This is a genomic window from Fodinicola feengrottensis (assembly GCF_010993775.1).
In the GTDB taxonomy this organism is placed as follows: Bacteria; Actinomycetota; Actinomycetes; order Mycobacteriales; family HKI-0501; genus Fodinicola; species Fodinicola feengrottensis.
Window position 1 is genome coordinate 1 of record NZ_WOTO01000034.1, and the last position, 23068, is coordinate 23068.

A 23068-nucleotide genomic window follows, 5' to 3' on the forward strand; every position below is an offset into this window, starting at 1 on the left:
ACGATCCCGAAATCGCAGTCCAGCCCAGTCTCGGAGCGTACGAGAAATCCGCCCCGAGGCCGTTGCGATCGGACTCGATTTCCCTCGCAGTACATAGAAAACGAAGGGCGTCAAGGTCGTACGCCGGGTTCGGGCCCGCACCGCGGCTGCCGCCGCTGCCGTGCATCACATAAGACGCGACGCCGGACGACTTCATAGTGTCCGAAGGTGCCGAAATCCGTACATCCGATCACCGTCACTGTGGACGGCACGGTTGTCGGCGGTCGGGGCGGGCAGCAGGTGATTGGTCGGGATCACCTCCAGCCAGTTTCGCCACCCAGATGAAGAAGAAGACGCTGACCGCTAGTGGCACGACGACCGGGGGCCGTTTTGATGCCGATGTTCTCCCGGACCTGGTCCTGGATCTGGCCGACCACAGTCTCCCACAGCAACTGCGGCTTGGACGGCACGCCGCTGCGTGCCCGCCGGCCGATCAGCAGCCCCGCGGTGTTGACCCATAAGCGCAGCGCGGCCGCCCAGAACTCGCCAAGCGCGCGACCGTCAGTCGCGTACAGACACAGCGCACGAAAACTCGCGAGGCTCATATCGCCGGCACCACGCCGCACTGCCCGATGACCTCGGGATCCGCCGAATCGACGACGAGATCCATGAACTTCGCGATCACCATGATGCCAAGCCTCCTTGTCTAGCGGTCGATTTCATCATGGCGGACACGTCTGACACATTCTCTCCTGCTAGAATTCATACCATGCTGCCAATTTTTCGTACGGACAGTATAACGGGAGGTGAAAGGGATGATCGAGGTCGGCAAGCACGTCACGGCGACCTTCCTGGGCATGACCTTCAACTTGGACACCATCGCCGCGACGCTGGTGGCCGGCGCGATCGTCGTCGTGTCCGGGCTGCTGATCGGCCGGCGGGCACGCAGCGGCGTGCCGTCCAAGCCGCAGTTGCTGTGGGAGACTGTGGTCGGCCAGATAGGACCAGGTCCGGGAGAACATCGGCATCAAAACGGCCCCGGTCGTCGTGCCACTAGCGGTCAGCGTCTTCTTCTTCATCTGGGTGGCGAACTGGCTGGAGGTGATCCCGACCAATCACCTGCTGCCCGCCCCGACCGCCGACGTGAACCTGACCTACGCGCTCGGACTGTTCACGGTTGTGGTGGTGCATGTCGTGTCGATCAGACAGAAAGGCGTGCTGCGCTGGGCCGTCGACATCGCCAAAGGACACGAGCCGGGGATGGCACCGATCTGGATCTTCGAGGAACTGACCCGCCCCTTCACGCTGGCGCTGCGGCTGTTCGGCAACATGTTCGCCGGCGGCATCATGCTCAGCATCATCGCGCTGCTGCCGATCTACGTGTTCTGGCTGCCGGAGATCCTCTGGAAGCTCTTCGACCTGTTCGTCGGGGTCCTGCAGGCGGTCATCTTCGCGCTGCTGATCATCCTCTATCTCGGCTTCCAACTGGACGAGGAGTAGCTTCGGCAACCGTGCAACACCGCGGCACGTTCATCGAGCAGGCCCGGCGGGCCCAGATGGTCCAGTGCGCGGTCGAGGAAATCGCCGAAAACGGCTACCCGGCCGCCTCGCTGGCCGCCATCGCCCGCCGGGCCGGCGTCAGTCGCGGGGTGATCTCGTACCACTTCGCCGACAAGGACGACCTGGTCGAGCAGGTCATCGCCGACTTCTACCGGCTAGGCGCTGCGTTCATCGGCGAGCGTCTGAAAGGTCTCACCGGCGTACGAGCGATCGTGCGGGCGTTCATCGAGGCGAACGTCGAGTTCTTCGCCGCCTATCCGGTGCACGTACGGGCGTCCCGGGACATCGTCCTCACCTACCGCACCGCGGCCGGCGCCCGGATCGACCAGCGTCGGCCCGAGGCCGCGCAAGGCCGGGCCGCGCTGCTCGACCTTTTCGCCCAGGGCCAGGCGTCCGGCGACCTGCGCCGCTTCGACCGGGAGGCGATGGCCACCGCGATCCGGGCCGCCGTCGATGGCGCGGTCCCCGAGCTGACGCTCAACCCGGACTTCGACCTCACCGCGTACGGCCGCGAACTGGCCACCACCTTCGACCACGCCATTCGTTCCTAAGCGGTCCCGCGTACGAGTGCGGAACTCATCCACCACTGGCTGGCGCTGACCGCGCTTTTACGATGAACGGGAGCCGGCAGCCGGCGCTGTTTGCGGGTTTGAGCGCTCGTACCAACGCGAACCCGAGCACCGCGACCACAGCGACGACACCGACCACGGTCATGCCGACGTTCAGCCGCTGGGTGACCTCGACGCCGACCAGGTAGCCGAGCGTCACCAGGCTGGTCGCCCACAGCACCGCGGACGGCACGTTGGCGAGGGTGAACCGGCGCCAGGGCAGCAACCGGCCGGACAGCCACGGGGTGAGCATCCGCGCGCTGACCAGCCACTGTCCACAGGCGACGGACAACATCGGGTGACGGACCAGATATCCCTGCACCCGCTCGGTTGATCCCGGCCGGCACCCGCGCCAACCACCGGGACGGCACCGCTCGCCGCCGGCGGCCGCGGAAATAGCCCACCTGCGGCCCGAGTACGGCGCCGACCGCGGCCGCCGCAAGCGCCGCCGCCAGGGGCACCATCCCGGCGTGGGCGCAGAACCCCAGTGCGAACAGCAGGGTCGTACCAGGCAGGAAGAATCCGATCGCGAGACCCGACTCCGGAATCAGCAGCAGGCCGGCGACCAGCAGCAGGACCGGGCCCTGCAGCGAGCTGAGGAATCCGACCAGGCCGGTCACCGGACCACCGGCCGCCGGCAGACGTAGGTCAGCGCCGGCGGCAGGTTGCGCCAGACCGTGCTGGTCACCACGACCTCGTCGAAAGCGTGCCGCAGCTGGCGGCGAAAACGCTGGCCTCGCGGCATCATCACCCCGGACAGGTACGCGATGGTGCTGAACGCCCCGCCGGGGCTCAGGACACCGGCGATCTGCCGTACGACCTGCGTCTGCAGTGCCGCCGGGAACAGCGTCCAAGGCAGCGCCGACACCACCGCATCGACCGCGCCCACGCCCGCGTCGGCCAGCAGTTTGCCCAGGTCAGCGGCATCACCAAGGAGAACTTCCAGGTCCGGCTTGGCGGTCCGCAAATGGGCCACCAGGGTCGGGTCGATCTCGACCGCCACGTGCCGGCCGCGACCTCCCAGCCGGCGCGAAATCACGTCGCTGACCGCGCCGGTGCCCGGCCCGAGCTCGACCACCACCGGGTCGCCGCTGCCCGGTACGACCTGCGCCAGCGCCGCGGACGACGCCTCGCCGGTGGGAAAGAACGTACCCATCTGGGACGGCTCCCGCAGCGCCGCGGCCGCGAACACCCGCCAGTCATGCTTCGGTCTATTGATCGTGCTCGTCATCGAGCCCTCCTCGGAATCCGTGACATCCCCTGCGTCAACCGTGCCGATTTGGACAGGTACGGCGCCATCGTGCTGCCCCATCTGCTGGTGGCGCGATTCCCTACCTTTCGTGGTGGGGTTAGCCCCACTGTGCCGATTCGGGTCACCGGGCCATGATCGACGGGAGGGAGGTGAACGGTGACCGAGCAGGTGCCCGCTTCTGCGGTCGGGCCGGGTTCCCGGCTGGGCCTGCGGCAGGGCGGGAGGGCGCTCGCCGGGCTCGGGCTGAACCTGTTCACCGGCTTCGTTGGCCTGTTCTTCCTGCTCATGGCGGGTATCGGGCTGGTCACCGCGATCGCTGGCGTCGGGCTGCCGATCCTGTACGAGGCGCTGCTCGGCATTCGCCGGTTGACCAGGCTGCAGCGTCGCTGGGCCGGTCAGCTGTCCGGGCGACCGCTGGCCAGCCCGTACGTCGGCGGCCTCGATCGCGGGATGTTCGCCAGTCTGCGGGCGGCGGCCCTGGATCCAGCCACCTGGCGGGACATCGGCTGGCTCGCCCTGCAACCCCTGGTCGCACTGGCTCTGGGCCTGGTGCCGCTTGCTCTGCTCATCAGCGCGTACAGCATCTTCGACTCGGCGATGGGGAACGGGCCTGCCCAGGACATGCTCGGGCTGGTGTTGATCAGCGCTCTGGTGGCGGCGACCTGGTGGTTGCTGCCGTGGCTGACCGCCGCCCAGTGCGCCTTCAGCCGCTGGCTGCTGTCACCGTCCAGCCGGACCGAGCTGACCGAGCGGGTCAGTCAGCTGTTCGCGTCCCGCGCGGACGCGGTGGACGCCCAGTCGGTCGAGCTGCGCCGGATCGAACGGGACCTGCACGACGGCGCGCAGGCCCGGCTGGTCGCGCTCGCGATGGACCTGGGGCTCGCCGAAAAGGCGATCGACGAGAACCCGGCGATCGCGAAGCAGCTGGTGTCCGCGTCCCGCGCGTCCGCCCAGCAGGCACTCGCTGACCTGCGCGGACTCGTACGCGGCATCCACCCGCCGGTACTGGCCGACCGCGGCCTCGCCGGCGCCATCGAGGCCGCCGCGCTACTGTGCCCAGTGCCCATCCGGCTGGACATCATCATTCCGGCCCGGCCAGAGCCGCCGGTCGAGTCGGCGCTCTACTTCGCCGCCGCCGAGGCGCTCACCAACCTGGCCAAACACAGCGACGCGACCCGAGGCTGGATCCGGCTGCGCTACCTCGACGGTGCCCTGCGGCTGGTCATCGGCGACGACGGCCGTGGTGGCGCGGCGCTGCAACCCGCCGGCACCGACGACTCCGGCGGGTTGGCGGGCATCGGACGGCGGCTGGCCGCCTTCGACGGCAGACTGGAGGTCGTCAGCCCGGTCGGCGGGCCTACCGAGGTCATCATGGAGCTGCCTTGCGCGTCGTCATCGCCGAAGACCTGAGCCTGCTCCGGGACGGGCTGATCCGGCTGCTGACCGCGAACGACTTCGACGTGGTCGACGCCGTCGACACCGGCCCCCGGTTGGCCGAGGCCCTGCGCCAGCACCGCCCGGACGTGGCCGTGGTGGACGTACGACTGCCGCCCACCCTCACCGACGAGGGCCTGCGGGTCGCCATCGCGGCCCGCCGCGAACAACCGGGCCTGCCGGTGCTGATCCTGTCCCAGTACGTCGAGCAGCTATACGCCCGCGAGCTGCTCTCGGACAACGCCGGCGGGGTCGGCTATCTGCTCAAAGACCGCATCGCCGACGTCGACCAGTTCGTCGACGCGGTCCGCCGGGTGGCCGCCGGCGGCACCGCCATGGACGCCGAGGTCATCTCCCAGCTGCTGTCCCGGCACCGCGCCGACCGCCCGATCGGCCAACTCACCCCACGTGAGCGCGAAGTCCTCGAACTGATGGCCGAAGGCCGCTCCAACGCCGCCATCGCCGGCCGCCTTTTCGTCACCGAGAAGGCCATCGGCAAGCACATCAACAATATTTTCGGCAAACTCGGCCTCGCTCAGTCCGAAGACGACAACCGCCGGGTGATGGCCGTCCTCGCCTTCCTCCAAGCCGACCCCCGCTAATGCCCAGCTGTAACGCGTACGAACAGCCGAGCCAAGAGGGGACGTAAGAAGGAGGGGAAAGGGGAAAGCATTTGAGTCAGCCACCGGATCCGGACGTGAGCCGGATCGGTCACGATCCCGACGCGTTCGAAGCCTTCTACCGCGCTCATGTCGAGGCGATCCAGCGGTTCGTCGCCCGCCGCGTCGAGGACCCGTACCTCGCCGCCGACCTGACAGCGGAGGTGTTCCTGGCCGCCATCGACTCGGCGCGTACTTACCGCGCGAGCCGCGGCCAGCCGATCGGGTGGCTTTATGGGGTGGCCCGCAATGTCATGGCCGCCGAACGGCGCCGGTCCGCCCGCGCGTTGCGGGCCGGGAACCGGGTCGCCGGGCGAGCCCTGGTCGACGGCGACGACCTCGTACGACTCGAGGAGCGCATCGACGCCGAGGCACGGACACGCGCGCTATACCGCGCGATGGATGAGCTGTCCGAAGCCGAACGCGCCGTGCTCGAGCTCGTCGCACTGGACGGTCTGGCCGTACAAGAAGCCGCGAAAGCCCTGGGCATAAGACCAGTGACCGCGCGCGTACGACTGCACCGCGCCCGCCAAACGCTCAAAGAACGGCTCTCCCCCGCCACCGCCGAACAGCTCACCATCCTGTCGGAGGCATCGTCATGAAGAACACGTACGAGGAACGGCTGCTCACCGAGCTGCGTCAGATCGTCGCCGAAAACGCCACCCCCGGTCCGGCTCGCCGGTTCGGCTGGAAGCCGCGACTGGTCGTCGGCGGGGGGGTCGCCGCCGCACTGATCGCGGTCGGCGCGGTCGCCGTCATCGAAACCACCGCGACGCCAGCTTTCGCTGTGGACAAAAACAATGACGGCTCAGTAAGTGTCACGATCAACAAACTCAGTGACGCCGAGGGTCTGCAGCGCCAGCTGATCGCCGCTGGCGTCCCGACGGTCGCGAAGTATCTGCCGCTGGGCAAGAAATGCTCGGACGACTGGTATCGGCCAGCTCCCAGCGGCTCGATGTACACCAGCATGCGGATAGATCAAGACCACGTCACCTTCACCATCGGCCGGTATCAGCTTGGAAAGGGCCAGACGCTGGTGATCTCCACCGAGGGCGGGGTGGCTCCTGGCCCGAACGGCAAGCCGGCCGACGTTTCCGGAATCGGTCTGGGAATCGCCCAAGGCCCGGTCGGGGTGTGTCACGTGGTCGACATCAAGGTCCCGCCACCCGGGACAGTCCGGCGCCGGCGGCGGCGCCGTCCGCGTCGACGGCAACGGATCCGGCAGCACACCGCTCAAGTAGCCCGTTCCCTCTCTCGGTACGGCCGCGTTGTCCGCATGCCCGCATGCGTGCTTTGGACGCACGCATGCGGGCATGCGGACATGGCGCGGTGACCGAAGGTGGCGGGCGGTCTCGTACGCTCACGGGTATGACCTCGAGCGAATCTCCGGCCAGTGCCTGGGGCATCGGCATCGCGACCGTGACCAACTCCGGGACCGTGCTCGACACCTGGTATCCGAGCCCCTCCATGGTGGTGGACCCCAACCGGTGCAGCAGCTGGGCATCGGCGACGGCGGCACGGTGGCGCTGGACGACGAGCAGGGCGAGGCGATGCTCGGCGTCTCCGGCGACCTGCTCGGCTCCGATCCGCGCCGCGGGGTGCACCGCGACCTGGTCGTCACCCACGTCCGGGACCTCGCCAACCCACCGGCCGACGCGTACGACGCCTATCTGCGGCTGCACCTGCTCTCGCACCGGTTGGTCGCGCCACGCGAATTGTCGATGGAAAAGATCTTCACCGTGCTGTCCACTGTGGTCTGGACGAGCATTGGTCCGTGTGCGGTGGAAAAATTCGAGACGACCCGGCTGCGGCTGCGGGCCGCAGGCATCGCGGTGCAGGTTTATGGCGTCGACAAATTCCCCCGCATGACCGATTACGTGGTGCCTTCCGGCGTACGGATCGCCGATGCCGACCGAGTGCGGCTGGGCGCGCATTTGGCTGACGGCACCACTGTTATGCACGAGGGATTCGTCAACTACAACGCGGGGGCACCCTTGGCGCCGCCATGGTAGAAGGCCGCATTTCCGCTGGCGTGGTGGTCGGCGACGGCTCGGACATCGGCGGCGGATCGTCGATCATGGGTACACTTTCCGGCGGTGGCACCGAAATCGTACGGGTCGGCGAGCGCTGCCTGCTGGGCGCGAATGCCGGCATCGGCATTTCCCTGGGAGACGACTGCGTCGTCGAGGCCGGCTGTTATATCACCGCTGGCACCAAAGTCCTGCTGACCGATGGCCGAGTGGTGAAAGCGCGCGAGCTTTCCGGTGTTTCGGGTCTGCAGTTCTGGCGGAACTCGCAGTCCGGTGCGATCGAGGCCCGCAGTCGTACCAGCGAAGGCATCGCACTGAACGAGGACCTGCACGCGAACTAACTGCCCGAACGGGCCGACGTTAGGGATAGAGAATTTTTCCCTTAGTGGCCGCGATATGCGGATTTTGGCTGCGCCTGTCTACTTTGGATCCCGCGGGCCGCGTCAACACAACAGGCCTGGGCAATACCGGACAGGTAGCCTCGCATTTCTCGGTCACTCTATGAGGGAGATTTCATGCTGACTGCCCACCGCGGTCGACTGGCCACCGCCGGCGCGACCACGCGCTGCTGGCCGGCGCGGTCGCACTGGCGATCGCCGGCTGCGGCCCGACCAAGGGCGTCACGGCCGCGCCGGCCACCAGTGCCCCGGCCACCAACGCGCAGGTACCCGCGTCCGCGCCGCTGCCCAACCCGTGCGACGGCATCACGGACGCCGACATCACCTCGCTGACCACCCTGCCGGTGGACACGGACGGCAACGGCAATGGCGCCCAGCCGTACAAGGACGGCGACTCGCAGCGGGAGTGCGCGTGGGGCCTCAAGGGCGGCCATCTGCTGCTCGGTGTCCAGCACACCACCAAGGCGGAGTTCTCCCCTCCCGGCGCGGCGACGACCGTCGACGGCATCGGCGACCAGGCGTATTTCATCAAGGCCAACAACGAACTGCACGTGCTGCACGGCACGCTGGAGATCGTGGTCAGCTTCAGCAAGGACAGCAGCCCGTCCGACGACGAGACCCTCATCCCGACCCAGAAGGCGCTCGCCAGCAAAATCCTGGAAAAGGTCGGCTCCTAGGACACTAGTGTCGGCCCATGGTGACTCGGCAGCGGCGGGACGAGGTTCGGCGGGCCAGCGAGCGGTTCCTGCAGATGCACGGGCCGACCGTGATGGCGGACCAGCTGACGGATCTTGCCAGCCGGGCGCGGGGGCGGGATCGTGACTCGTACGGCACCGGCGAGCTGATCGAGGAGCTGGAGGGCCGGCTGGCCGACCTTTTCGGCACTGAGGCTGCGGTTTTCCTGCCCAGCGGGACCATGGCCCAGCAGATCGCGCTGCGGATCTGGGCGGAGCAGGCCGGCCGTGACACGGTCGGGCTGCACCCGCTGACCCACCTGGAAGTCCACGAACTCGGCGCGGTCTGGGAACTGCACCGGCTCCGGCCGCGCTTTCTCACCCGACGCACCGCGCCAACCCACCCTCGACGACCTGGCCGCGGTCGCGGAGCCGCTGGGCAGCGTGGTGGTCGAGCTTCCGTTGCGGGAGGCCGATTTCCAGCTGCCGACCTGGGACGAGTTGTCGGGTTTCGCGGCGGCGGTGGGAGAACGTGGTGCGCGTCTGCATGTCGACGGTGCCAGATTGTGGGAAAGCACGGCACACCTGGGCCATTCGCTGGCCGAGATCGCCGGACTCGCCGACAGCGTTTACGTGTCGTTCTACAAAGTCCTCGGCGCGATGTCCGGCTCCGCCCTGGTCGGTCCGGCATCCTTTGTCGCCCAGGCTCGCCGTTGGCAGCGCCGCCACGGCGGAACGCTGTTCGCACAATATCCAGCCGTGTTGGGCGCACTGCGCGGACTCGACGAATACCTGCCGCGGGTGCCGACTTATGTCTCGTACGCCCAAAAACTGGCTGCCCGCCTCGCCGAACTTCCGCGCGTACGCGTCAACCCGAATCCCGTCCCACACACACCAACGGCTTCGCCGTCTACGTCGACGCCGATTCCGATCGCCTGGACGAAGCCACCGTCGCGTACGCGCAGAGAGAGAAGAAGACCACCACCTTCTGGTGGGGTCCGACGGTGGTCCCCGGCTGGTCGAAAACCGAGATCAGCGTCGGCGAGGCGACCCTGGGCTGGAAACCCGGCGAAATCGCCGACACCCTCCAAGAACTCGTCGACCGCGCCAGCTAGCCCAGGTGTTTCACCAGGAAGCGGGCCGGATCGGCGACCTCGTGCCGGACCCCGTCGTCGTCAAGGTAGTGGTATCGGTCCAAATACCGGCAGTCCACGTCCTGGTAGCCGATCCGAAGATAGAGCGCGGCGGCGGCTGGATTGTCGTCATCCACCCCGAGGCCGATCCGGTCGAAACCGCGCTCGACGGCGAGAGCCTCGGCGGCCCGGATGAACTGGCTGCCGATGCCCTGCGACCGGTGCTCGGCCGGCCAGATGGTCAGGCCGTTGATTTCAGGGCAGTCCGGAAAACGCCGCAGGACCTCCGGCGCTTCACAGCCCTCCCACCGAATCTCGCCGGAGCCGGTCGGAACGTCGTCCAACCAGGCGACCAGAAACGTGCCGACGCCCTGCTCCTGACGGCCAAACCGCATCTCGTTCACCTTGGTCCGTCCGGGACCGGGATGATATTTCTCCACACAGCTCGACATCCGCGGCCCGGCACTGCCGCAACTCAACCACCAACAACGGACACTCCCCCCGTCGGGACGACGACACAGCCGGCAAGTGCGTAAGACAAACTCGACTCTATCGCTGGCCTGCCGGCTGATCTCCCTGCCAGCTATCTACTTCTTCGGGCCCCGCGGTCCGCGCCTCGCGTTGTGGTACCTGTCGCAGTCAGCGCTCGGCCGCTGACCTGGGTCATGCTGGGGCACAGGCGTCCGCGACAAACTGGTCGCGGTCCATCTCACGCGGAAATTCTGGTCGCGGATCTGGCCGAAAAGATAGTCGGCCGCCCGCGGGATCATCGTGTGCGGCATGAACTGCGTGCTGCCCTTGGCAATCTCGATCGTACGAACCTGCCCGGCCCACGGGTAAACCTTGCCGAAGATTCGGCCGTGGATCGCCCCAAAACTGGCTGCCCACCTTGGCGGAGTCGCGTCGCCGTCATGACGGCCACGCGGCCGCGAGGTGCGTCAAGACGAAGTCAGCTCTTTCCCCGACCGGGACCAGTGGCAGCTCAACAAGATCGTAGCCATGATCCGCGTACGCACCAATGATCGCTTCGTACGTCCGCTGAGCTTCTGCGAAAGTCTGCTTACGCTCGGAGTCCTGGGCGTAGATCGCCGCCCAGGGTGGCGCGACGAAGACTTTCCGGTGGTACCGGAATTTCCTGATGGCGGCCTCGAAATGGGCCGGAACCGGACGCCGCAGGAGGCGCAGATATCCGGCGAGATCCGGCACCCCGCGATCGAAGAACACGATCCGGGCCGGATCGCGCTCAGCGCCACGATATGACCGCAACTCCCAGGTCAGCATGATTTCGGCGAACAGTGCGGTGTCGTCCCACGGCAATGCCAGGCCGCCGATCGCCACCTGCTCCCGGATAATCGCCCGCCCGGCCTCCTCGGTGATGCCAAAGCCTCGCCGGCCCAACGCCTCGATCAACGTCGTCTTCCCAGCCCCCGGCCCGCCGGTGACGACCACCAACCGATCCGGGTCTTTCGTTGCTACGTCAGCTGTTTTGTCGATCAAGGCACATCCGTTCGGCGAGGCCGCCCGCCGCCCAGCGTCGTGCACCCAGCACTGTGGACCCGACATTGCGGGAGCGGACAGAATTGGGATTTACGCTGGAGGAACCCTCAACAGCGGCGGCCGCACCAAACGGCCTACCGACCGACTCTAACGCACCAGCGCCTCGCCGTCAGCGACCGCCTCGGGGGCAGGTTCCAAACCTTAGGCCCGGAGGGACGCGTCGACGTACGCGACAGACTCAGCAGGGGTCGGCCTCGGCTTCGTCCTGGTCTCCCAGGATTACCTCCCGCGACTGGCAGGTTTGGCAGGGTCAAGAGGCGGGGGGTCGGCGGACTTTTTTGTGGGGGCAGGGGTGGGAGGTTGCCGTCCTCGTCGAGGTCGAACTCGCCGTCCTTGGCGCCCAACACGAAGGCGTCCCACTCGGCCTGAGTGAAGGTCAGCACCGGACCGTCCGGCTCTGCGCCGTTGCGCATGCAGATCTTGTCCTCGACGAACGCGATCTCCACGCGGCTCTGGTCGGGGTCGGCGTCGTCGCCTTCGGCGCTCTGCCAGACGGCGTTCGTCAGGTCCGGCTGGATCTTGATCTCGGGCTGCGGTTCTGCTTCGGTCACAGGACAAATCTACCGGCTCGGCGGCGATGAATGCGTACCAGGCATCCATCCTTCAAGCATGAAAAAGCCCCCGACGAACCAGCAACTGAGTCGATGGTTCGTCGAGGGCAAAGCCGAGCGGTCAGGCGGTAGAGCCACCGCGGATTCGTGTGAGATAGAGCGCGGCCGTCAGGCCGACCAGGATGATGCAGACGACGAGCGAGATTCCCCAGCGGATCCAGTCGACACCTGGCGTGCTGGCAACGTGGAAGAGTCCGGCGATGAAGTAGCCGATCAGCACTGCCACCACGCCGACGACGACGGTCAGCCACCACGGCATGGCCTGCCTACCCGGCATGACCAGCCGTGCCAGAACTCCGATGATCGCCCCGGCGATGATCGTCGTGATGATTGTCCACATGACGTGCCCCCTCTGCGAGCCGGCGATGTGCCCTCGCGATAGTTGTACCGCTTACCGCGTTGGCTCGCCCCTCGAGCGATGGCCCGTTATGCGTAGTACGTCCGGGATTGACTGACCAGTCGGTCACCTGGGTGAACAGTATTCGCAGCTCACCGGGCCTTGGTGAGAACCTGACTTATTTCTGCGCGGTCAGCCGGGCCGCGGCCGCGTCGACCCGCTCATCGGTGGCGGTGAGGGCGATGCGTACGTGCCGGCCGCCCGTTGGGCCGTAGAACTCGCCCGGCGCGACCAGGATCCCGCGCTCGGCGAGGAAGTCGACGGCCGCCCAGCAGTCGTCGCCGCGAGTCGCCCACAGGTAGAGGCCGGCGTCGGACTGCTCGACGGTGAACCCGGCGGCGCCGATCGCCGCTCGCAGCACCTCGCGTCGCCGGCGATAACGTTCGCGCGCTGCTCAGCGACGTGCTCCTGGTCGCCGAGGGCGGCGACCATGGCGGCTTGTACGGGGGCGGGGACGATCATGCCGGCATGCTTGCGGACTTCTAGCAATCGCTTGATAAGTGCCGGGTCACCGGCCACGAAACCGGCCCGGTAGCCGGCGAGGTTGCTGCGCTTGGAGAGCGAGTGCACTGCGAGGACACCGTGGTGGTCGCCGTGACACACGTCCGGGTGCAGCACGCTGACCGGCTCTGTTTCCCAACCCAGCTCGATATAACACTCGTCCGACACCACGATCGCGTCGCGCTCGCGGGCCCACGCGACCACCTTGGCCAGGTGCTCGGGCGGCAGCACTCGACCTGTCGGGTTGGACGGCGAGTTAATCCAGACCAGGGCGGGCGACCGGGGGCCAAGAGCCGTCGTGCTGTCGGCACGTACCAACTCGGCGCCCGCGAGACGTACGCCCACGTCATAAGTGGGGTAGGCCAACTCCGGCACGACGACCGTGTCACCAGCGCCGACGCCGAGCAGCGTGGGCAGCCAGGCGACCAGCTCCTTGGAACCGATGCTGGGCAGCACCCCATCGATGCCCACCGCGGCACCGAGCCGCTGGGTGCACCAGGCGGCCATCGCCGCACGCAGCTCCGGCGAACCGATGGTGGTCGGGTAACCGGGAGCGTCCGCGGCCGCCGCTAGCGCCCGCTGTACGACGACAGGCGTCGGGTCGACAGGCGTACCGATGGAGAGGTCAACCAGTCCGTCCGGGTGGACCGCCGCGGTGCGCTTGGCTGGCGCGAGGCGGTCCCACGGAAAGTCGGGGGGAGCTCGATGGCCCGCCCGCCTACTCGCCCTGCGGCGGCAGCGCGGCGACCAGCGGATGGTCCCGCTCGATCTTGCCGAGCTTGGAGGCGCCACCCGGCGAACCCAGCTCGGAGAAGAACTCCACGTTGGCGGTGTAGAAGTCCTTCCACTGGTCCGGCACATCGTCCTCGTAGAAGATGGCCTCGACCGGGCAGACCGGCTCACACGCTCCACAGTCGACGCACTCGTCGGGGTGGATGTAAAGCATCCGCTCGCCCTCGTAAATGCAGTCGACAGGGCATTCCTCAATGCACGCCTTGTCGAGCACATCGACGCAGGGCTCGGCGATGACGTAGGTCACGGATGCGGTCCTCTCGCTGCGGTTACGACACAAACCGTACGCGATATCGCGTTCTTACTGCTTAGTATCCTGCTCGGCCGAGCATGTTTGTAGTCCGGGGGTTAATGGTGGCATGGGACACAGCAGCGGTGGACGACCTTGAGCTGGAACGAGTCGCGGCGCGGCGGGCGGCTGGCCGGGCCTGGAAACCAGGTGGCTGGGCGACTGGCGGCTGCGAGCTGGCCGAGGCTTCACCGGCCGGGCCAACTCGGCGCTGCCACTGGGCCCCCCCGGCCGGCCCGTTGGCGAGGCGCTGACGGCGGTGGCCGGTTGGTACGGGCAGCGAGGGCTGCCCGCGATGCTCCAGGTGCCGTTGCCCGTACGGGCCGAGCTGGTGCGGCCGCTAGAGGACGCCGGCTTCGTACGCGGACACGGGGCTCGGGTGTTGACCGCTTCGGTGTCGTCGGTGGCGGAGGCGGTGCGTACGGACCTGCCCGCCATCGAGTGGGCCGCCGCGCCGGACGATGGCTGGTTGTCGCTCTACCACTACCGCGGCGGGGACTTGCCGGACAGCGCGGTGCCGGTGTTGGTGGCCGGCGCGGACGTACGCTTCGGGACGCTGCGGATCGACGGTGCGGTGGCCGGGATCTGCCGTACCAGCTCGGCGTCGGGCTGGCTGGGGGACCTGACCGCCGTCGAGGTGTCGCCGGTGTTCCGGCGGCAGGGGTTGGCCACCCACCTGCTGAGGTCAGCCGCCGCCCGTACCGACGCCGAGGGTGTGTATCTGCAGGTCGAGCACGGAAAAACGCGACGGCCTTGGCGCTCTACGCACGCTGCGGCTTCACCGTCCACCACGAGTATTTCTACTGGCGTCTGGACGCCCTCTAAGAGGGTGTCTGGGAACTGTGGTGGGTCGAGAGTCGAGATCCAGGTGTTGTCTGGTGGTGCCGCCGGATCGAGTGCATACCGGTGTTGTATGTGCTCGGTCCGGCGGTGCCGCCAGGCGGGGCCTGGGCTCGGCTATCGCCCGCCACAGTTCCCAGACACCCTCTTAAGAGCGTGACGAGGACTTGGTGGGCTTGGACGGCTTAACGTTGTGGTGGGTGTGCGACTGCCGGCGGGACACCGACGGCTTCACCTCGGACTGCACCTTCCAGGCGCGGCTGACCGGGTCGAGGCCGGGGCGATCGCACCGAGCACACCGGCCGCGAAGCCGATGATGAGCAGGCCGGCGTGCAGGGCGAGCTGCAGCCCGGTGGCGGTGAAGTCAAAAGACGGCTTGCCCGAGATGTACGCGGCGGCGAAGACCACCAGCAACGTGGACACCATGGTGACGAGTAGCAGGTCCAGGGCGGTGGGCAGCAACCGCTGCTGACGCGCCAGCCAGAAGCCGATCACCGCGGCGGCGACCACCGCGACCAGCAGCGAGATCAACGCCGGCGTCAGCGCGTCGACCGAAGCCGGCAACACGAACCGGCTGATCGCCCGGGCGATCACGTTGACGACCACGATGATCACCGTGGCGATCCCGATCCGGATGAGCCGCGATGACAGCGCTGGGGACATGCGTACCTCCGTGGCCGGCGGTGCGGCCGAGTCTGACAGTGGAAAGTACGCAGATCCTAGGCGCTCAGGTCACCGCCGGTCAGCCAGACCGGCAGACTTGACCTCAGCTTTTCCGATCTGTGGCCGATCGGGCCGAGCACCGATGAACAGTCCGACCGCGAAGGCGACCGCGCCGACGAAGACGGTCGCCAGCGCGACCCAGTCGTTGCCGACGATGACCAGGTCGCCCGCGCTCGTCTGGGTGCCCAGCAGGGCGATCGCCGCGAACCACGAGATCGCCGGCGCGACCGGCGCGAGCTTGTTGCCGGTGACATACCTGGTCCAGAGCGCGATGCCGGCATTGGCCACGATCGCCACCAGGATGGCGATCGGCACCCGCATCTCACCGGCGCGCAGCGGAATGAGGAAACCCTCGACCACGCCCGCGCCGAAGCCGGCGACGACCGCCACCACCCCACCGACGATCGCGATGACGAGGTTGGCGAGGCGTTTCACGCCCGGAGCGTAACTAAACGTCCAACCCCGCGAAGAGGTCGGTCTCCCAACCGCGCTCGTCGGTCTCGCCACGCTCGCCGTACGCGAGAGTGAAGTGTTCGGTGGCCCGGCCACCCATCTCGGCGACCTTGAACAGCCAGTCGTCGGTGGCGATCTGACTGGCGTGCGCCCGCATGGCGGCGAGCTTGTTCGGGACATACTTCTCGCCGTCGATCGCGGCGGCGATCAGCTCGTCCGGCGTACCGAAAGGGAGGTCGTCGACGGTCTTGATGTCCTTGAACGGGTTGTCGGCCGCGTCCGCGAAGTGCTGGAGACCCTCGAACATCTCTTTCTTGGGCACCGCGACCCAGTAGATCTTGGAGACCTGCCAGGGCTCGCCCTCGCCGGAGTCCTTGCCGGCGAGCTCGACCGCGCGCATGGCGACCCGGTGGGCCTGGATGTGGTCCGGGTGGCCGTAGAAGCCGTTCTCGTCGTACGTGATGACGACCTGCGGCCGGATCTCCCGGATGATGGGCACCAGGTAGTCGGCGGCGGTCGCGTCCACATCCGCTTTCCAGAAGCAGCGCGGATTGTCGTTGGCCGGGGTGTCGATCATGCCGGAGTCGCGGAACCGGCCAGGCCGCCGAGGAATCGGTGATCGGTCACCCCGAAGGCGGCGCAGGCCTTCTCCAACTCCCCGATCCGGTAGCCGCCCAGCTGGTCCGCCTGGTCCGCGGCGAGCTGCGCGAGCTCAGGCACCCTGATCTCGCCCTCCTCGCCGAGCGTGCAGGTCACCAAGGTCACGCGCGCACCCTCGGCGGCGTATTTCGTCATCACCAGACCGCTGCCGGTCGTCTCATCATCCGGGTGCGCATGGACGAGGAGCATGCGGCGGGCCGGGAGCTGATGACTCACTCATACCGACGAGCGTACTTCGCAGCACCGACAGTCCAGCCGCCTCGGTGCTGGGCACATCGGCTTTGGTCGTAGCCGAACTCAAGTGACGTGTTGACAAGAAACGAGTGTCGTCGCCGCCGACACGCCGGTTGGTGCGCGAAATTGTCGTACGTGTCTGTTTTTCTGTCCCCCTCCCTTTGAACGGGCGGGGGGTGGGTCGAGAGGTGGACCTTAATTTTTAGTTGAACATTGGTCCTCAAACCCGCCCCCCACCCGTTCTTGGGTGGGGGTGATTTTTCGGGGTGGGTACGACAGTTTCGCGCCGCACTCTGTCGAGGCTTGAGAATTTGACGCACTTTGTGAGCTATTTGTCCGGTTTGGATGGCTGGTTGGTCGTCGAGTGCGGCACAATGTCCCGCACTCGATGTCGAGTGCGGGACATTGTGCCGCGGTCGATGAGTCGCACGACCGGTCCAGCGGAGAAAACCCGGTTTAGCAGCGCAGGCGGGGTGCGAGGGCCGGTGGTGGTGGGCGGGGCGGTTGGTGTACGTGCGCTCGATGAAGGCGACCAGGCGCTCCACGTCCTCGACCGTGGAGACCAGGCCGAGCGACACCCGGACGGCGCCGCCGGTGGGCAGGCCGAGGCGGGTGAGGTAGTCGTCGATGGTCCGCGGGCGGCGGCCGATGGTGCCCCGGAGCGTACGGCGAGTGATGGCGAAAGCGTCCTCGCCGGCGCCCGGATTGCAGAGCAGCCGGTACGCAGCGAAATGCCGGCGGCGGCGGATTCGGTGGAGACCAGCCGCTCGTCGATGAGTACGCCGGTGGGGTCCACGATGTTGAAGGTGACCGTGCCGCCGCGACCTACGGTGGTGGTAGGGCCGTAGATGCGGATCATCGGGCGGGAGTTTTCGTGGCGCAGCGACCGAAGTCGCTCGAGCAGCCAACCGGTCAGGGAGCGGACGCGGCGGCGGATCAGGTCGACGCCGATTTCCTGGATCCACCGGATCCCGACCTCGATGTCCGGGATAGCAAGGAAATTCAGCGTGCCGTCCTCGAAAGCGGACTCGTCTTCGGCCAGTACGTGCCAGTTTCCCTGCACGCTCACGGCCTGGATCGTGCCGCCGGCGAACCACGGGCGACGCAGTTGGGCGAGCGCGTCGCGGCGGGCCAGCAAGCAGCCAACGCCGGTGGGATAGCCGAAAACCTTGTACCAGCTGACCGGTACGAAATCCGGTTTGACCACGCTGAGATCGAGCGGATTCGTCGGCACGTACGCGGCCGCGTCCAGCAGCACCTGATAGCCGCGGCTATGCGCGAATTCGACCCAGTCCAACGGATGCTGCACGCCGGTGAAATTGCTTTGCGCCGGATAACAGAAAAGCCCGCGGCCGCGCAGCGTCCGGTCAATATCGGCAAATGACACTCGCAAATCGCCACCGCGCGACGGAACGTACCGTACGGACGCGCCGGCCGACCGGGCGAACTGCCGGATCCCGTTCACCGAATTGTGGTTGTCGAAAGTCAGCACACAGCGGCGGCCGCGGAAATGGTACGACTCCCCCACCAGCCGGCAGGCCGCCGAGGCGTTCGCGGTGAAAATCGCCGCGTACTCGGCCGGATCGGCGTTGAAAAAGGAAAGCACCGCACGGCGGGCGCTCTCGACCAACTCGGTGGACGCCCGCGAGGTCGGGTTTTCCGAGTGCGGGTTGCCATAACAGCCGGACCTCAGCCGATCGGCGTGCGCGCGATACTGCGACTCCGCCGCGACGCCCGCACCGGTGTAGTCGAGATAGATCCCGCCGCCCGCATCCAGATGGCTGTATTCGTTGGCCCGCAACAGATCCAGGGCGGCGGTGTCAGCATATTCGGGATGGCTGGCCAGGAACCCCGGTGGTACCGGTGCCAGACCGGTCATCGCACCGGCCTCCCGCCGCGCCGCGCGGCCTTGAGGGTAAGGATCAACCAGCAGGACACCAGGAAAACCACTGCCATGCCACCGATAATCAGCCAGTCGACCCAGGCCGGCCGGGAGAAGGTGTCCTCATAGGACGCCAGCAGCGGCGCGCCGAGCGGGGAGGCGCCACTGCTCCACAGTTTTTTTCCACCCCGGCGGTGTGGCCGAGCGCCTCGAATGCCCAGCGGTTCGACATCACGTAGCTCATCCAGCGGCCGACCAACGCCATCACCGGCACCGGCAGGAAAGCGCCGACGAAAAGGACCTGCGGGAAACACAGCATCGGCAACATGAGCGTTGCGTTGCCTGGCCCGGCTCGGAAACCGCGGCCGAAGCCAGGAGGCCGAGCGCCATCGCGCACACCGAGGCCAGCAACAGGGTGCCGAAAAGCTCTGCCAATTGACCAAAATCACCCTTCGGCAACCGGTCCGTCCAGCGCAGCACCGCCAACAGCAGGGCGTCGACGAGAATCAACAGCGGCAACAACGCGGCGAGTTTGGACAGCACGTACGGCCAGATCCGTACGCCGGCAAACCGTTCTCGGAAGAAGATCGGGAATTCCGTACAGATCTGCAACAGCCCATACGTCAGACCGAAGAAGAACCCGCCGAATGCGATCCAGAACAGGATCATCGCCGACGTGTTCGGGATCGGATGCACGGGATCGAAGGCACCCGGCTTGAAAAGCATCAGGAACATCAGCAGGATCGCCACCGGCGACCCCAGCACGATCAACAGGGTCAGCCGGTTGTGGACGAGGATGTCCAACGCTCGTACGGTCAACAGGAACCACTGCCGAACGGTCCAACCCGGCGCTCCTGCACCAGCTGCGGTTCCAGGATTTCGTTGAACGGCTCGGAAACGGACGTGGCCGTCGGGATGGCGAACAGGTCCGTACGACCGGCCCGGTCGTCGGCGAACCGGCGCAGCCAGTAGTCCCGGTTGTGCTCGACCAGCCGGGTGTAGATGCCGGTGATCGCCGGCACATCGAAGAACTCGCGCGCTTTCGCCGGTGTTCCACCAAACGCCAGCCCGCCGCCGCCGCCGCGATCACCAGCACCTCGTCGCAGAGGTCCACGTCCGGGGGATTGTGACTGGTCATGATCACCGTACAACCGGAGTCCGCGATTCGCCGCAGCGCTCGCATCAACTCGGCCGCGGTCGCCGGGTCGAGCCCGGAAGTTGGTTCGTCCAGGAAGAAAAACCGCGGCCGTGCCAGCAATTCGACAGCGATGCTGGCTCGCTTGCGCTCCCCACCGCTCAACCGGCCAACCCGGACCTTCTCCCGGTCTTTGAGCCGCGCAGCACACGGTCAAAGCCGAGTCGACCGCCTCCTCGATCTCCGCATTTCCCACGCCGGCGGGCAACCGCAGCCGAGCCGCATAGCGCAAGACCCGCCCCAGCGGCAGGTCGCGGTGAATGATGTCTTCCTGCGGCACGAAACCGAGTGCACCCGACCCGAGCCGGCGCGGCGTACGACGCCGGTGCTCGCCGGGCGCAGGCCGGCCAACGTTTCCAGCAAAGTCGTCTTTCCCGCGCCGCTGGGCCCAATGATCGCGACCAACTGACCCGGCTCGACCACCAGCGACATCGTCCGCAGGATCGTCTGTTTGCCGCGTACGACCTTGCTAATCCGGTCAGCCGTCAACCGACCGGCCACCGCGCTCTGCGGCGCGGCCACGACCGCCGGCACGGCCGGGATGGCGGTCGGGCCTGCCGGCATGGTCGCCGCCGGCACCACCACGGGCATCGCCGTGGTCTGCGACGAGACTCCCGCGGACGCGGGCTCCGGGCGTACCACTGGCTGCGCGTCGTCGTCGTCGGCAGCGTCGGACGGGTGACCGGCGGCAGCACCGAAGGACCCGCCGGCCGAATGACGGCCGGCGGTGCGGGCGGCTTGCCGGGCCGCACCACCGGAGGCATCAGCGACGGCACGGTCGCCGACGCCGGTGGCCGGCCCGCTGGCGGCCCAGGCTGAGCGGTCGGGGGTACGGCCGAAGGCGGCTCGGTTGGTCGAGCGGGCGGCCCTGCCGGTGCGCCTTGCGGCCCGGCCGGTCGGGCCGGCTGAGCACCATGTTGTCCCGGCTGTCGACCGCCCGGCCCGGTGGCGGGCGACGGTGGTCGTACGGCAGCGGGTCCCGCCGACGGCCGTACAGCTGCCGGCGAGGACGGCCGCACCGCGCGGGGTCCATCGGCTGGTCCCGCAGGGGGTGCGGTCGGCCGAGCGCCCGGCGCGGACGGATCACCGGCGGATCCGGCAGGCGCGGGCGGCGCGGTGGGCCACTGCGGCACCGCGGCGGCGGCATCGGCTGGTTCGTCCGGGTGTACGGCCGAAGGACCACCAGCAGCGGGCGACGTGGGCCGCTGGGCGGGGGACGGAGAGCCGGCTGGCGGCTGAGGGCGCGAAGCGCTCATAGCGGTGAGACTACGGACGGAACGGGCACCTCGGAATCGGATATTCGGCCGGATCCGGACGCCTCGGCAGGCCCGTTTGCGGCGCCATTTGACAGCATGGCTGGTGATGCTCCTCTGGTATCTCAACTGAGCCGACCCTACGAATAGGGGTCTTACCTGCAAAGACACGCCGGATGGCGCGAATACTTGCGTAGCATAGCGCTTTCAGTCAAGATACCGCTATGGCCTTCACCGCCGCCGAGCTACACACACTGCTCACCTCGTGGGCGCTGCACCTCCGCGCCGAACGCAAGTCGCCGAACACCGTATCCAGCTACACAACCGGCGTCCGGCTCTTTCTCGACTGGGCCGCCGAGACCGGCACGCCACCTGCACTGACCAAGGACATGCTGGCGCGTTCACCGTCTCTCTACTAGATGGTGGGGCCGAACCGGCGACGGCACACAACCGACACAGGTCGGTCAAGCGGTTCTCGGCGTGGCTGGCGGAAGAGCGTGAGATCCCCGAAGACCACCTGGTCAACGCGCGCTCCCCGAAGGTCGACACGAAGGTCGTCGATCCGCTCACTTTGGATGAAGTGAAAGCGTTGATCAAGGCGTGTGACGGCCGGGATTTCCGGGAACGTAGGGACGAGGCGCTGGTGCGTTTCATGGCTGAGACCGGTACCCGCGCGGGTGAGACTGCCGCGTTGACGTTGGATGCGGTCGACCTGGCCGCCGGGCGGGCGACAATCGAGCGCGGCAAGGGCGGCCGCGGGCGGGTGGTGCCAGTCGGACCGCGCACAATACGCGCGCTGGACCGGTACCTCCGATTACGGGACAAGCATCGGCTCGCAGGCAGTCCCGCGTTCTGGCTCGGCGATCGAGGCAAAGGGTTCAGCTATCCCGGCCTGTACCGAGGCATTGAAGCATCGCGCGGAACTGGCCGGTCTTAAGGACTTTCACCCGCACCGGCTCCGGAACACTTTCGCAACGCGTTGGTTGGCCGGTGGTGGGTCTGAGGGTGGTTTGATGGCGGTTGCTGGTTGGCAGCGCCGCGAAATGCTGGACCGGTACACGCGAGCGACGCAATCCGACCGGGCCGCCGAAGAAGCCGCCCGCTTGAATCTGGGGGACCTGTGATGACTGCTGATCGAACCGAGTCGAAAGTGCTTTGCGACCGGTCCAAGCGCCCCCATGTGATTGGCCAGGTAGTCGCGGCCGCGAGCGGACGGGCCGTGACATTCGCTGAATACGTGCCGCCGGGTGATCGGGAATTGCCGTGGTCGCGGGTCGCCGCTGATAGCCCGGACGCGGATTCTCTGCGAGTGGCGTGGTGTCGGCATTGCCGCCGGCAGTTCCCGCTGGTGCCCGCCGATCTCCTGCGTCAGCGCGAAAAAACTGTGACTCTGTGGCCGACCCCGACTCTGGACGATCCTTTCTTTGACGCGTCGATCGCTCGGCGTGTCATTCCCGGCAAGTAGAAGCACACCGCTGTAAGGTTCCCGTACTGCCGCTCTCCCGTAGGGATCTGAGGAACAGTTCGGATTGGCAACCGGCGACTCCTGATCGACAGGACTCGTCGTGCCTGGAAAACCCTCCCCCGAAGTCGCACACCTCCGAGCGAAAATCGCCGCCGAGACATCCTGGTCTCGCACCGTCGACCGCTCCGCGCGCACCCGCCCTGCCCGCGAGGCAAGCCTCAAACGGTTCGAGCAGCAGGTTGACCCGGATGGAACGCTACCGCCGGCCGTGCGTGCCCAGCGCGCCGAGCATGCGAAACGTGCGTACTTCGCCAAGCTGGCGTTGCTGTCCGCGCACGCCCGCCGCCGGAACAAGACTGCGGACGGTGCCGCATGAGCGCGGAAAACGGCCCCCCGGGGGGAACCGCCTCCCAGACACCCGCCGCCGCAAGCCGCGAACCGTCACGCCGATTCTACCGCGTGACCTGCTGAAACCCGTGATAATCCCGC

At 67.4% G+C, this 23068-nt stretch carries 33 protein-coding genes and 6 pseudogenes; 19 read left to right on the top strand and 20 right to left on the bottom strand.

Going from position 1 to position 23068, the window contains the following annotated elements; genetic code table 11:
- The 3 genes from GNX96_RS55745 to GNX96_RS27985 form a co-directional block, all read right to left on the bottom strand.
- A partial coding sequence (locus GNX96_RS55745; RefSeq protein WP_279581674.1) for a hypothetical protein occupies positions 1–196 on the bottom strand: 196 nt, incomplete at its 3' end.
- Positions 197–293: 97 nt separating this feature from the next.
- Positions 294–584 carry a hypothetical protein gene (locus tag GNX96_RS27980; protein WP_279581675.1) on the bottom strand — a complete coding sequence of 97 codons (291 nt, stop codon included), beginning with the start codon at positions 582–584 and terminating at the stop codon, positions 294–296.
- 150 nt (positions 585–734) lie between these two features.
- A complete protein-coding gene (locus GNX96_RS27985) occupies positions 735–1058 on the bottom strand; it encodes a hypothetical protein (protein ID WP_163570686.1) in 324 nt (107 codons plus the stop codon).
- Here GNX96_RS27985 and GNX96_RS27990 point away from each other — a divergent pair.
- Complete coding sequence (locus tag GNX96_RS27990; RefSeq protein ID WP_279581676.1) at positions 1027–1479, top strand: FoF1 ATP synthase subunit A; 453 nt, start codon at positions 1027–1029, stop codon at positions 1477–1479. The two genes, GNX96_RS27985 and GNX96_RS27990, sit on opposite strands and share 32 nt — an antisense overlap.
- 11 nt (positions 1480–1490) lie before the next feature.
- Positions 1491–2090: a TetR/AcrR family transcriptional regulator gene (locus tag GNX96_RS27995; protein ID WP_279581677.1), complete on the top strand. Its 600-nt coding sequence runs from the start codon at positions 1491–1493 to the stop codon at positions 2088–2090.
- A 25-nt stretch (positions 2091–2115) separates the two neighbouring features.
- On the opposite strand, the gene GNX96_RS28000 is transcribed toward GNX96_RS27995, so the two are convergent.
- On the bottom strand, positions 2116–2589 hold the full coding sequence (locus GNX96_RS28000) for a DedA family protein (RefSeq protein WP_163570689.1): 474 nt from the start codon (positions 2587–2589) through the stop codon (positions 2116–2118).
- A gap of 28 nt (positions 2590–2617) precedes the next feature.
- Here GNX96_RS28000 and GNX96_RS28005 point away from each other — a divergent pair, with 28 nt between their 5' ends.
- Positions 2618–2794 (top strand): hypothetical protein, encoded by a 177-nt coding sequence (locus GNX96_RS28005; protein WP_163570692.1) that lies wholly within the window; start codon positions 2618–2620, stop codon positions 2792–2794.
- Here the strand turns inward: GNX96_RS28005 and GNX96_RS28010 are convergent.
- Positions 2764–3378 (bottom strand): class I SAM-dependent methyltransferase, encoded by a 615-nt coding sequence (locus tag GNX96_RS28010; protein WP_163570695.1) that lies wholly within the window; start codon positions 3376–3378, stop codon positions 2764–2766. The two genes, GNX96_RS28005 and GNX96_RS28010, sit on opposite strands and share 31 nt — an antisense overlap.
- A gap of 177 nt (positions 3379–3555) precedes the next feature.
- Between GNX96_RS28010 and GNX96_RS28015 the strand changes: the two genes are divergently transcribed.
- The 5 genes and pseudogenes from GNX96_RS28015 to dapD all read left to right on the top strand — a co-directional run bounded on the left by GNX96_RS28015 (position 3556) and on the right by dapD (position 7863).
- Positions 3556–4809: a sensor histidine kinase gene (locus GNX96_RS28015; protein WP_279581678.1), complete on the top strand. Its 1254-nt coding sequence runs from the start codon at positions 3556–3558 to the stop codon at positions 4807–4809.
- A complete protein-coding gene (locus GNX96_RS28020) occupies positions 4782–5435 on the top strand; it encodes a response regulator (RefSeq protein ID WP_163570698.1) in 654 nt (217 codons plus the stop codon). The genes GNX96_RS28015 and GNX96_RS28020 overlap by 28 nt, the downstream gene beginning before the upstream one ends.
- Positions 5436–5506: 71 nt before the next feature.
- The gene (locus GNX96_RS28025) at positions 5507–6094 is read left to right on the top strand and encodes an RNA polymerase sigma factor (RefSeq protein WP_163570699.1); all 588 of its coding nucleotides are present in this window, start codon (positions 5507–5509) and stop codon (positions 6092–6094) included.
- Positions 6091–6825, top strand: a complete 735-nt coding sequence (locus tag GNX96_RS28030; RefSeq protein ID WP_163570702.1) for a hypothetical protein — start codon at positions 6091–6093, stop codon at positions 6823–6825. Before GNX96_RS28025 ends, GNX96_RS28030 begins: the two co-directional genes overlap by 4 nt.
- Positions 6826–6860: 35 nt before the next feature.
- Positions 6861–7863, top strand: a pseudogene (gene dapD, locus GNX96_RS28035) (2,3,4,5-tetrahydropyridine-2,6-dicarboxylate N-succinyltransferase).
- Between the two features lie 172 nt (positions 7864–8035).
- Here the strand turns inward: dapD and GNX96_RS28040 are convergent.
- Positions 8036–8272 (bottom strand): hypothetical protein, encoded by a 237-nt coding sequence (locus GNX96_RS28040; protein WP_163570705.1) that lies wholly within the window; start codon positions 8270–8272, stop codon positions 8036–8038.
- Between GNX96_RS28040 and GNX96_RS28045 the strand changes: the two genes are divergently transcribed.
- From GNX96_RS28045 to GNX96_RS65045, 3 genes and pseudogenes are all read left to right on the top strand, one after another.
- Entirely contained in the window at positions 8265–8597 is a 333-nt protein-coding gene (locus tag GNX96_RS28045) for a hypothetical protein (RefSeq protein ID WP_163570707.1), read from the top strand. The genes GNX96_RS28040 and GNX96_RS28045 overlap by 8 nt on opposite strands.
- 92 nt (positions 8598–8689) lie before the next feature.
- Positions 8690–8977: pseudogene (locus tag GNX96_RS65040) on the top strand (beta-eliminating lyase-related protein); the annotation flags it as partial.
- Between the two features lie 139 nt (positions 8978–9116).
- Positions 9117–9413, top strand: a pseudogene (locus GNX96_RS65045) (beta-eliminating lyase-related protein); the annotation flags it as partial.
- 292 nt (positions 9414–9705) lie between these two features.
- Here GNX96_RS65045 and GNX96_RS28055 read toward each other — a convergent pair.
- The 6 genes and pseudogenes from GNX96_RS28055 to fdxA all read right to left on the bottom strand — a co-directional run bounded on the left by GNX96_RS28055 (position 9706) and on the right by fdxA (position 13832).
- On the bottom strand, positions 9706–10122 hold the full coding sequence (locus tag GNX96_RS28055) for a GNAT family N-acetyltransferase (RefSeq protein WP_163570712.1): 417 nt from the start codon (positions 10120–10122) through the stop codon (positions 9706–9708).
- A gap of 514 nt (positions 10123–10636) precedes the next feature.
- A complete protein-coding gene (locus GNX96_RS28060; protein WP_279581679.1) occupies positions 10637–11224 on the bottom strand; it encodes an AAA family ATPase in 588 nt (195 codons plus the stop codon).
- 134 nt (positions 11225–11358) lie between these two features.
- Positions 11359–11835, bottom strand: coding sequence for a DUF397 domain-containing protein (locus tag GNX96_RS28065; RefSeq protein ID WP_279581680.1), 477 nt, complete (start codon positions 11833–11835; stop codon positions 11359–11361).
- A 121-nt stretch (positions 11836–11956) separates the two neighbouring features.
- The gene (locus tag GNX96_RS28070) at positions 11957–12235 is read right to left on the bottom strand and encodes a GlsB/YeaQ/YmgE family stress response membrane protein (RefSeq protein ID WP_163570718.1); all 279 of its coding nucleotides are present in this window, start codon (positions 12233–12235) and stop codon (positions 11957–11959) included.
- Positions 12236–12410: 175 nt separating this feature from the next.
- A pseudogene (dapC, locus tag GNX96_RS28075) lies at positions 12411–13549 on the bottom strand (succinyldiaminopimelate transaminase).
- Positions 13512–13832 (bottom strand): ferredoxin, encoded by a 321-nt coding sequence (fdxA, locus tag GNX96_RS28080; RefSeq protein ID WP_163570721.1) that lies wholly within the window; start codon positions 13830–13832, stop codon positions 13512–13514. The pseudogene dapC and the gene fdxA overlap by 38 nt, the downstream one beginning before the upstream one ends.
- A gap of 211 nt (positions 13833–14043) precedes the next feature.
- On the opposite strand from fdxA, the gene GNX96_RS28090 reads away from it, so the two are divergent.
- Positions 14044–14874 carry a GNAT family N-acetyltransferase gene (locus GNX96_RS28090; RefSeq protein ID WP_452124492.1) on the top strand — a complete coding sequence of 277 codons (831 nt, stop codon included), beginning with the start codon at positions 14044–14046 and terminating at the stop codon, positions 14872–14874.
- Between the two features lie 71 nt (positions 14875–14945).
- On the opposite strand, the gene GNX96_RS28095 is transcribed toward GNX96_RS28090, so the two are convergent.
- The 8 genes and pseudogenes from GNX96_RS28095 to GNX96_RS55760 form a co-directional block, all read right to left on the bottom strand.
- Positions 14946–15377 carry a hypothetical protein gene (locus tag GNX96_RS28095; RefSeq protein WP_163570729.1) on the bottom strand — a complete coding sequence of 144 codons (432 nt, stop codon included), beginning with the start codon at positions 15375–15377 and terminating at the stop codon, positions 14946–14948.
- Between the two features lie 69 nt (positions 15378–15446).
- The gene (locus tag GNX96_RS28100) at positions 15447–15872 is read right to left on the bottom strand and encodes a hypothetical protein (protein ID WP_163570731.1); all 426 of its coding nucleotides are present in this window, start codon (positions 15870–15872) and stop codon (positions 15447–15449) included.
- A gap of 13 nt (positions 15873–15885) precedes the next feature.
- Positions 15886–16739 (bottom strand): annotated as a pseudogene (gene mshB, locus GNX96_RS28105) (N-acetyl-1-D-myo-inositol-2-amino-2-deoxy-alpha-D-glucopyranoside deacetylase).
- 373 nt (positions 16740–17112) lie between these two features.
- On the bottom strand, positions 17113–18663 hold the full coding sequence (locus GNX96_RS28110) for an aminotransferase class V-fold PLP-dependent enzyme (protein ID WP_279581681.1): 1551 nt from the start codon (positions 18661–18663) through the stop codon (positions 17113–17115).
- On the bottom strand, positions 18660–18980 hold the full coding sequence (locus GNX96_RS28115; RefSeq protein ID WP_163570681.1) for a hypothetical protein: 321 nt from the start codon (positions 18978–18980) through the stop codon (positions 18660–18662). The genes GNX96_RS28110 and GNX96_RS28115 overlap by 4 nt, the downstream gene beginning before the upstream one ends.
- A complete protein-coding gene (locus GNX96_RS55750) occupies positions 18931–19485 on the bottom strand; it encodes an ABC transporter permease (protein ID WP_279581728.1) in 555 nt (184 codons plus the stop codon). Before GNX96_RS55750 ends, GNX96_RS28115 begins: the two co-directional genes overlap by 50 nt.
- 361 nt (positions 19486–19846) lie before the next feature.
- Positions 19847–19966 (bottom strand): annotated as a pseudogene (locus tag GNX96_RS55755) (ATP-binding cassette domain-containing protein); the annotation flags it as partial.
- A 48-nt stretch (positions 19967–20014) separates the two neighbouring features.
- Entirely contained in the window at positions 20015–20266 is a 252-nt protein-coding gene (locus GNX96_RS55760; RefSeq protein ID WP_279581722.1) for an ATP-binding cassette domain-containing protein, read from the bottom strand.
- Here GNX96_RS55760 and GNX96_RS55765 point away from each other — a divergent pair.
- The 7 genes from GNX96_RS55765 (at position 20150) to GNX96_RS28155 (ending at position 22955) form a co-directional block, all read left to right on the top strand.
- Positions 20150–20680 carry a hypothetical protein gene (locus GNX96_RS55765; protein WP_279581729.1) on the top strand — a complete coding sequence of 177 codons (531 nt, stop codon included), beginning with the start codon at positions 20150–20152 and terminating at the stop codon, positions 20678–20680. The genes GNX96_RS55760 and GNX96_RS55765 overlap by 117 nt on opposite strands.
- Positions 20681–20711: 31 nt before the next feature.
- Positions 20712–21119, top strand: coding sequence for a hypothetical protein (locus GNX96_RS28135; protein WP_279581682.1), 408 nt, complete (start codon positions 20712–20714; stop codon positions 21117–21119).
- Between the two features lie 219 nt (positions 21120–21338).
- Positions 21339–21533, top strand: a complete 195-nt coding sequence (locus tag GNX96_RS28140; RefSeq protein ID WP_163570746.1) for a site-specific integrase — start codon at positions 21339–21341, stop codon at positions 21531–21533.
- Positions 21534–21694: 161 nt separating this feature from the next.
- Positions 21695–22051: a tyrosine-type recombinase/integrase gene (locus GNX96_RS55770; RefSeq protein WP_279581723.1), complete on the top strand. Its 357-nt coding sequence runs from the start codon at positions 21695–21697 to the stop codon at positions 22049–22051.
- A complete protein-coding gene (locus tag GNX96_RS55775) occupies positions 22020–22238 on the top strand; it encodes a tyrosine-type recombinase/integrase (RefSeq protein WP_279581683.1) in 219 nt (72 codons plus the stop codon). Before GNX96_RS55770 ends, GNX96_RS55775 begins: the two co-directional genes overlap by 32 nt.
- 95 nt (positions 22239–22333) lie before the next feature.
- The gene (locus GNX96_RS28150) at positions 22334–22579 is read left to right on the top strand and encodes a hypothetical protein (protein ID WP_163570749.1); all 246 of its coding nucleotides are present in this window, start codon (positions 22334–22336) and stop codon (positions 22577–22579) included.
- A gap of 100 nt (positions 22580–22679) precedes the next feature.
- On the top strand, positions 22680–22955 hold the full coding sequence (locus GNX96_RS28155; protein WP_163570751.1) for a hypothetical protein: 276 nt from the start codon (positions 22680–22682) through the stop codon (positions 22953–22955).
- Positions 22956–23068: the final 113 nt, after the last annotated feature.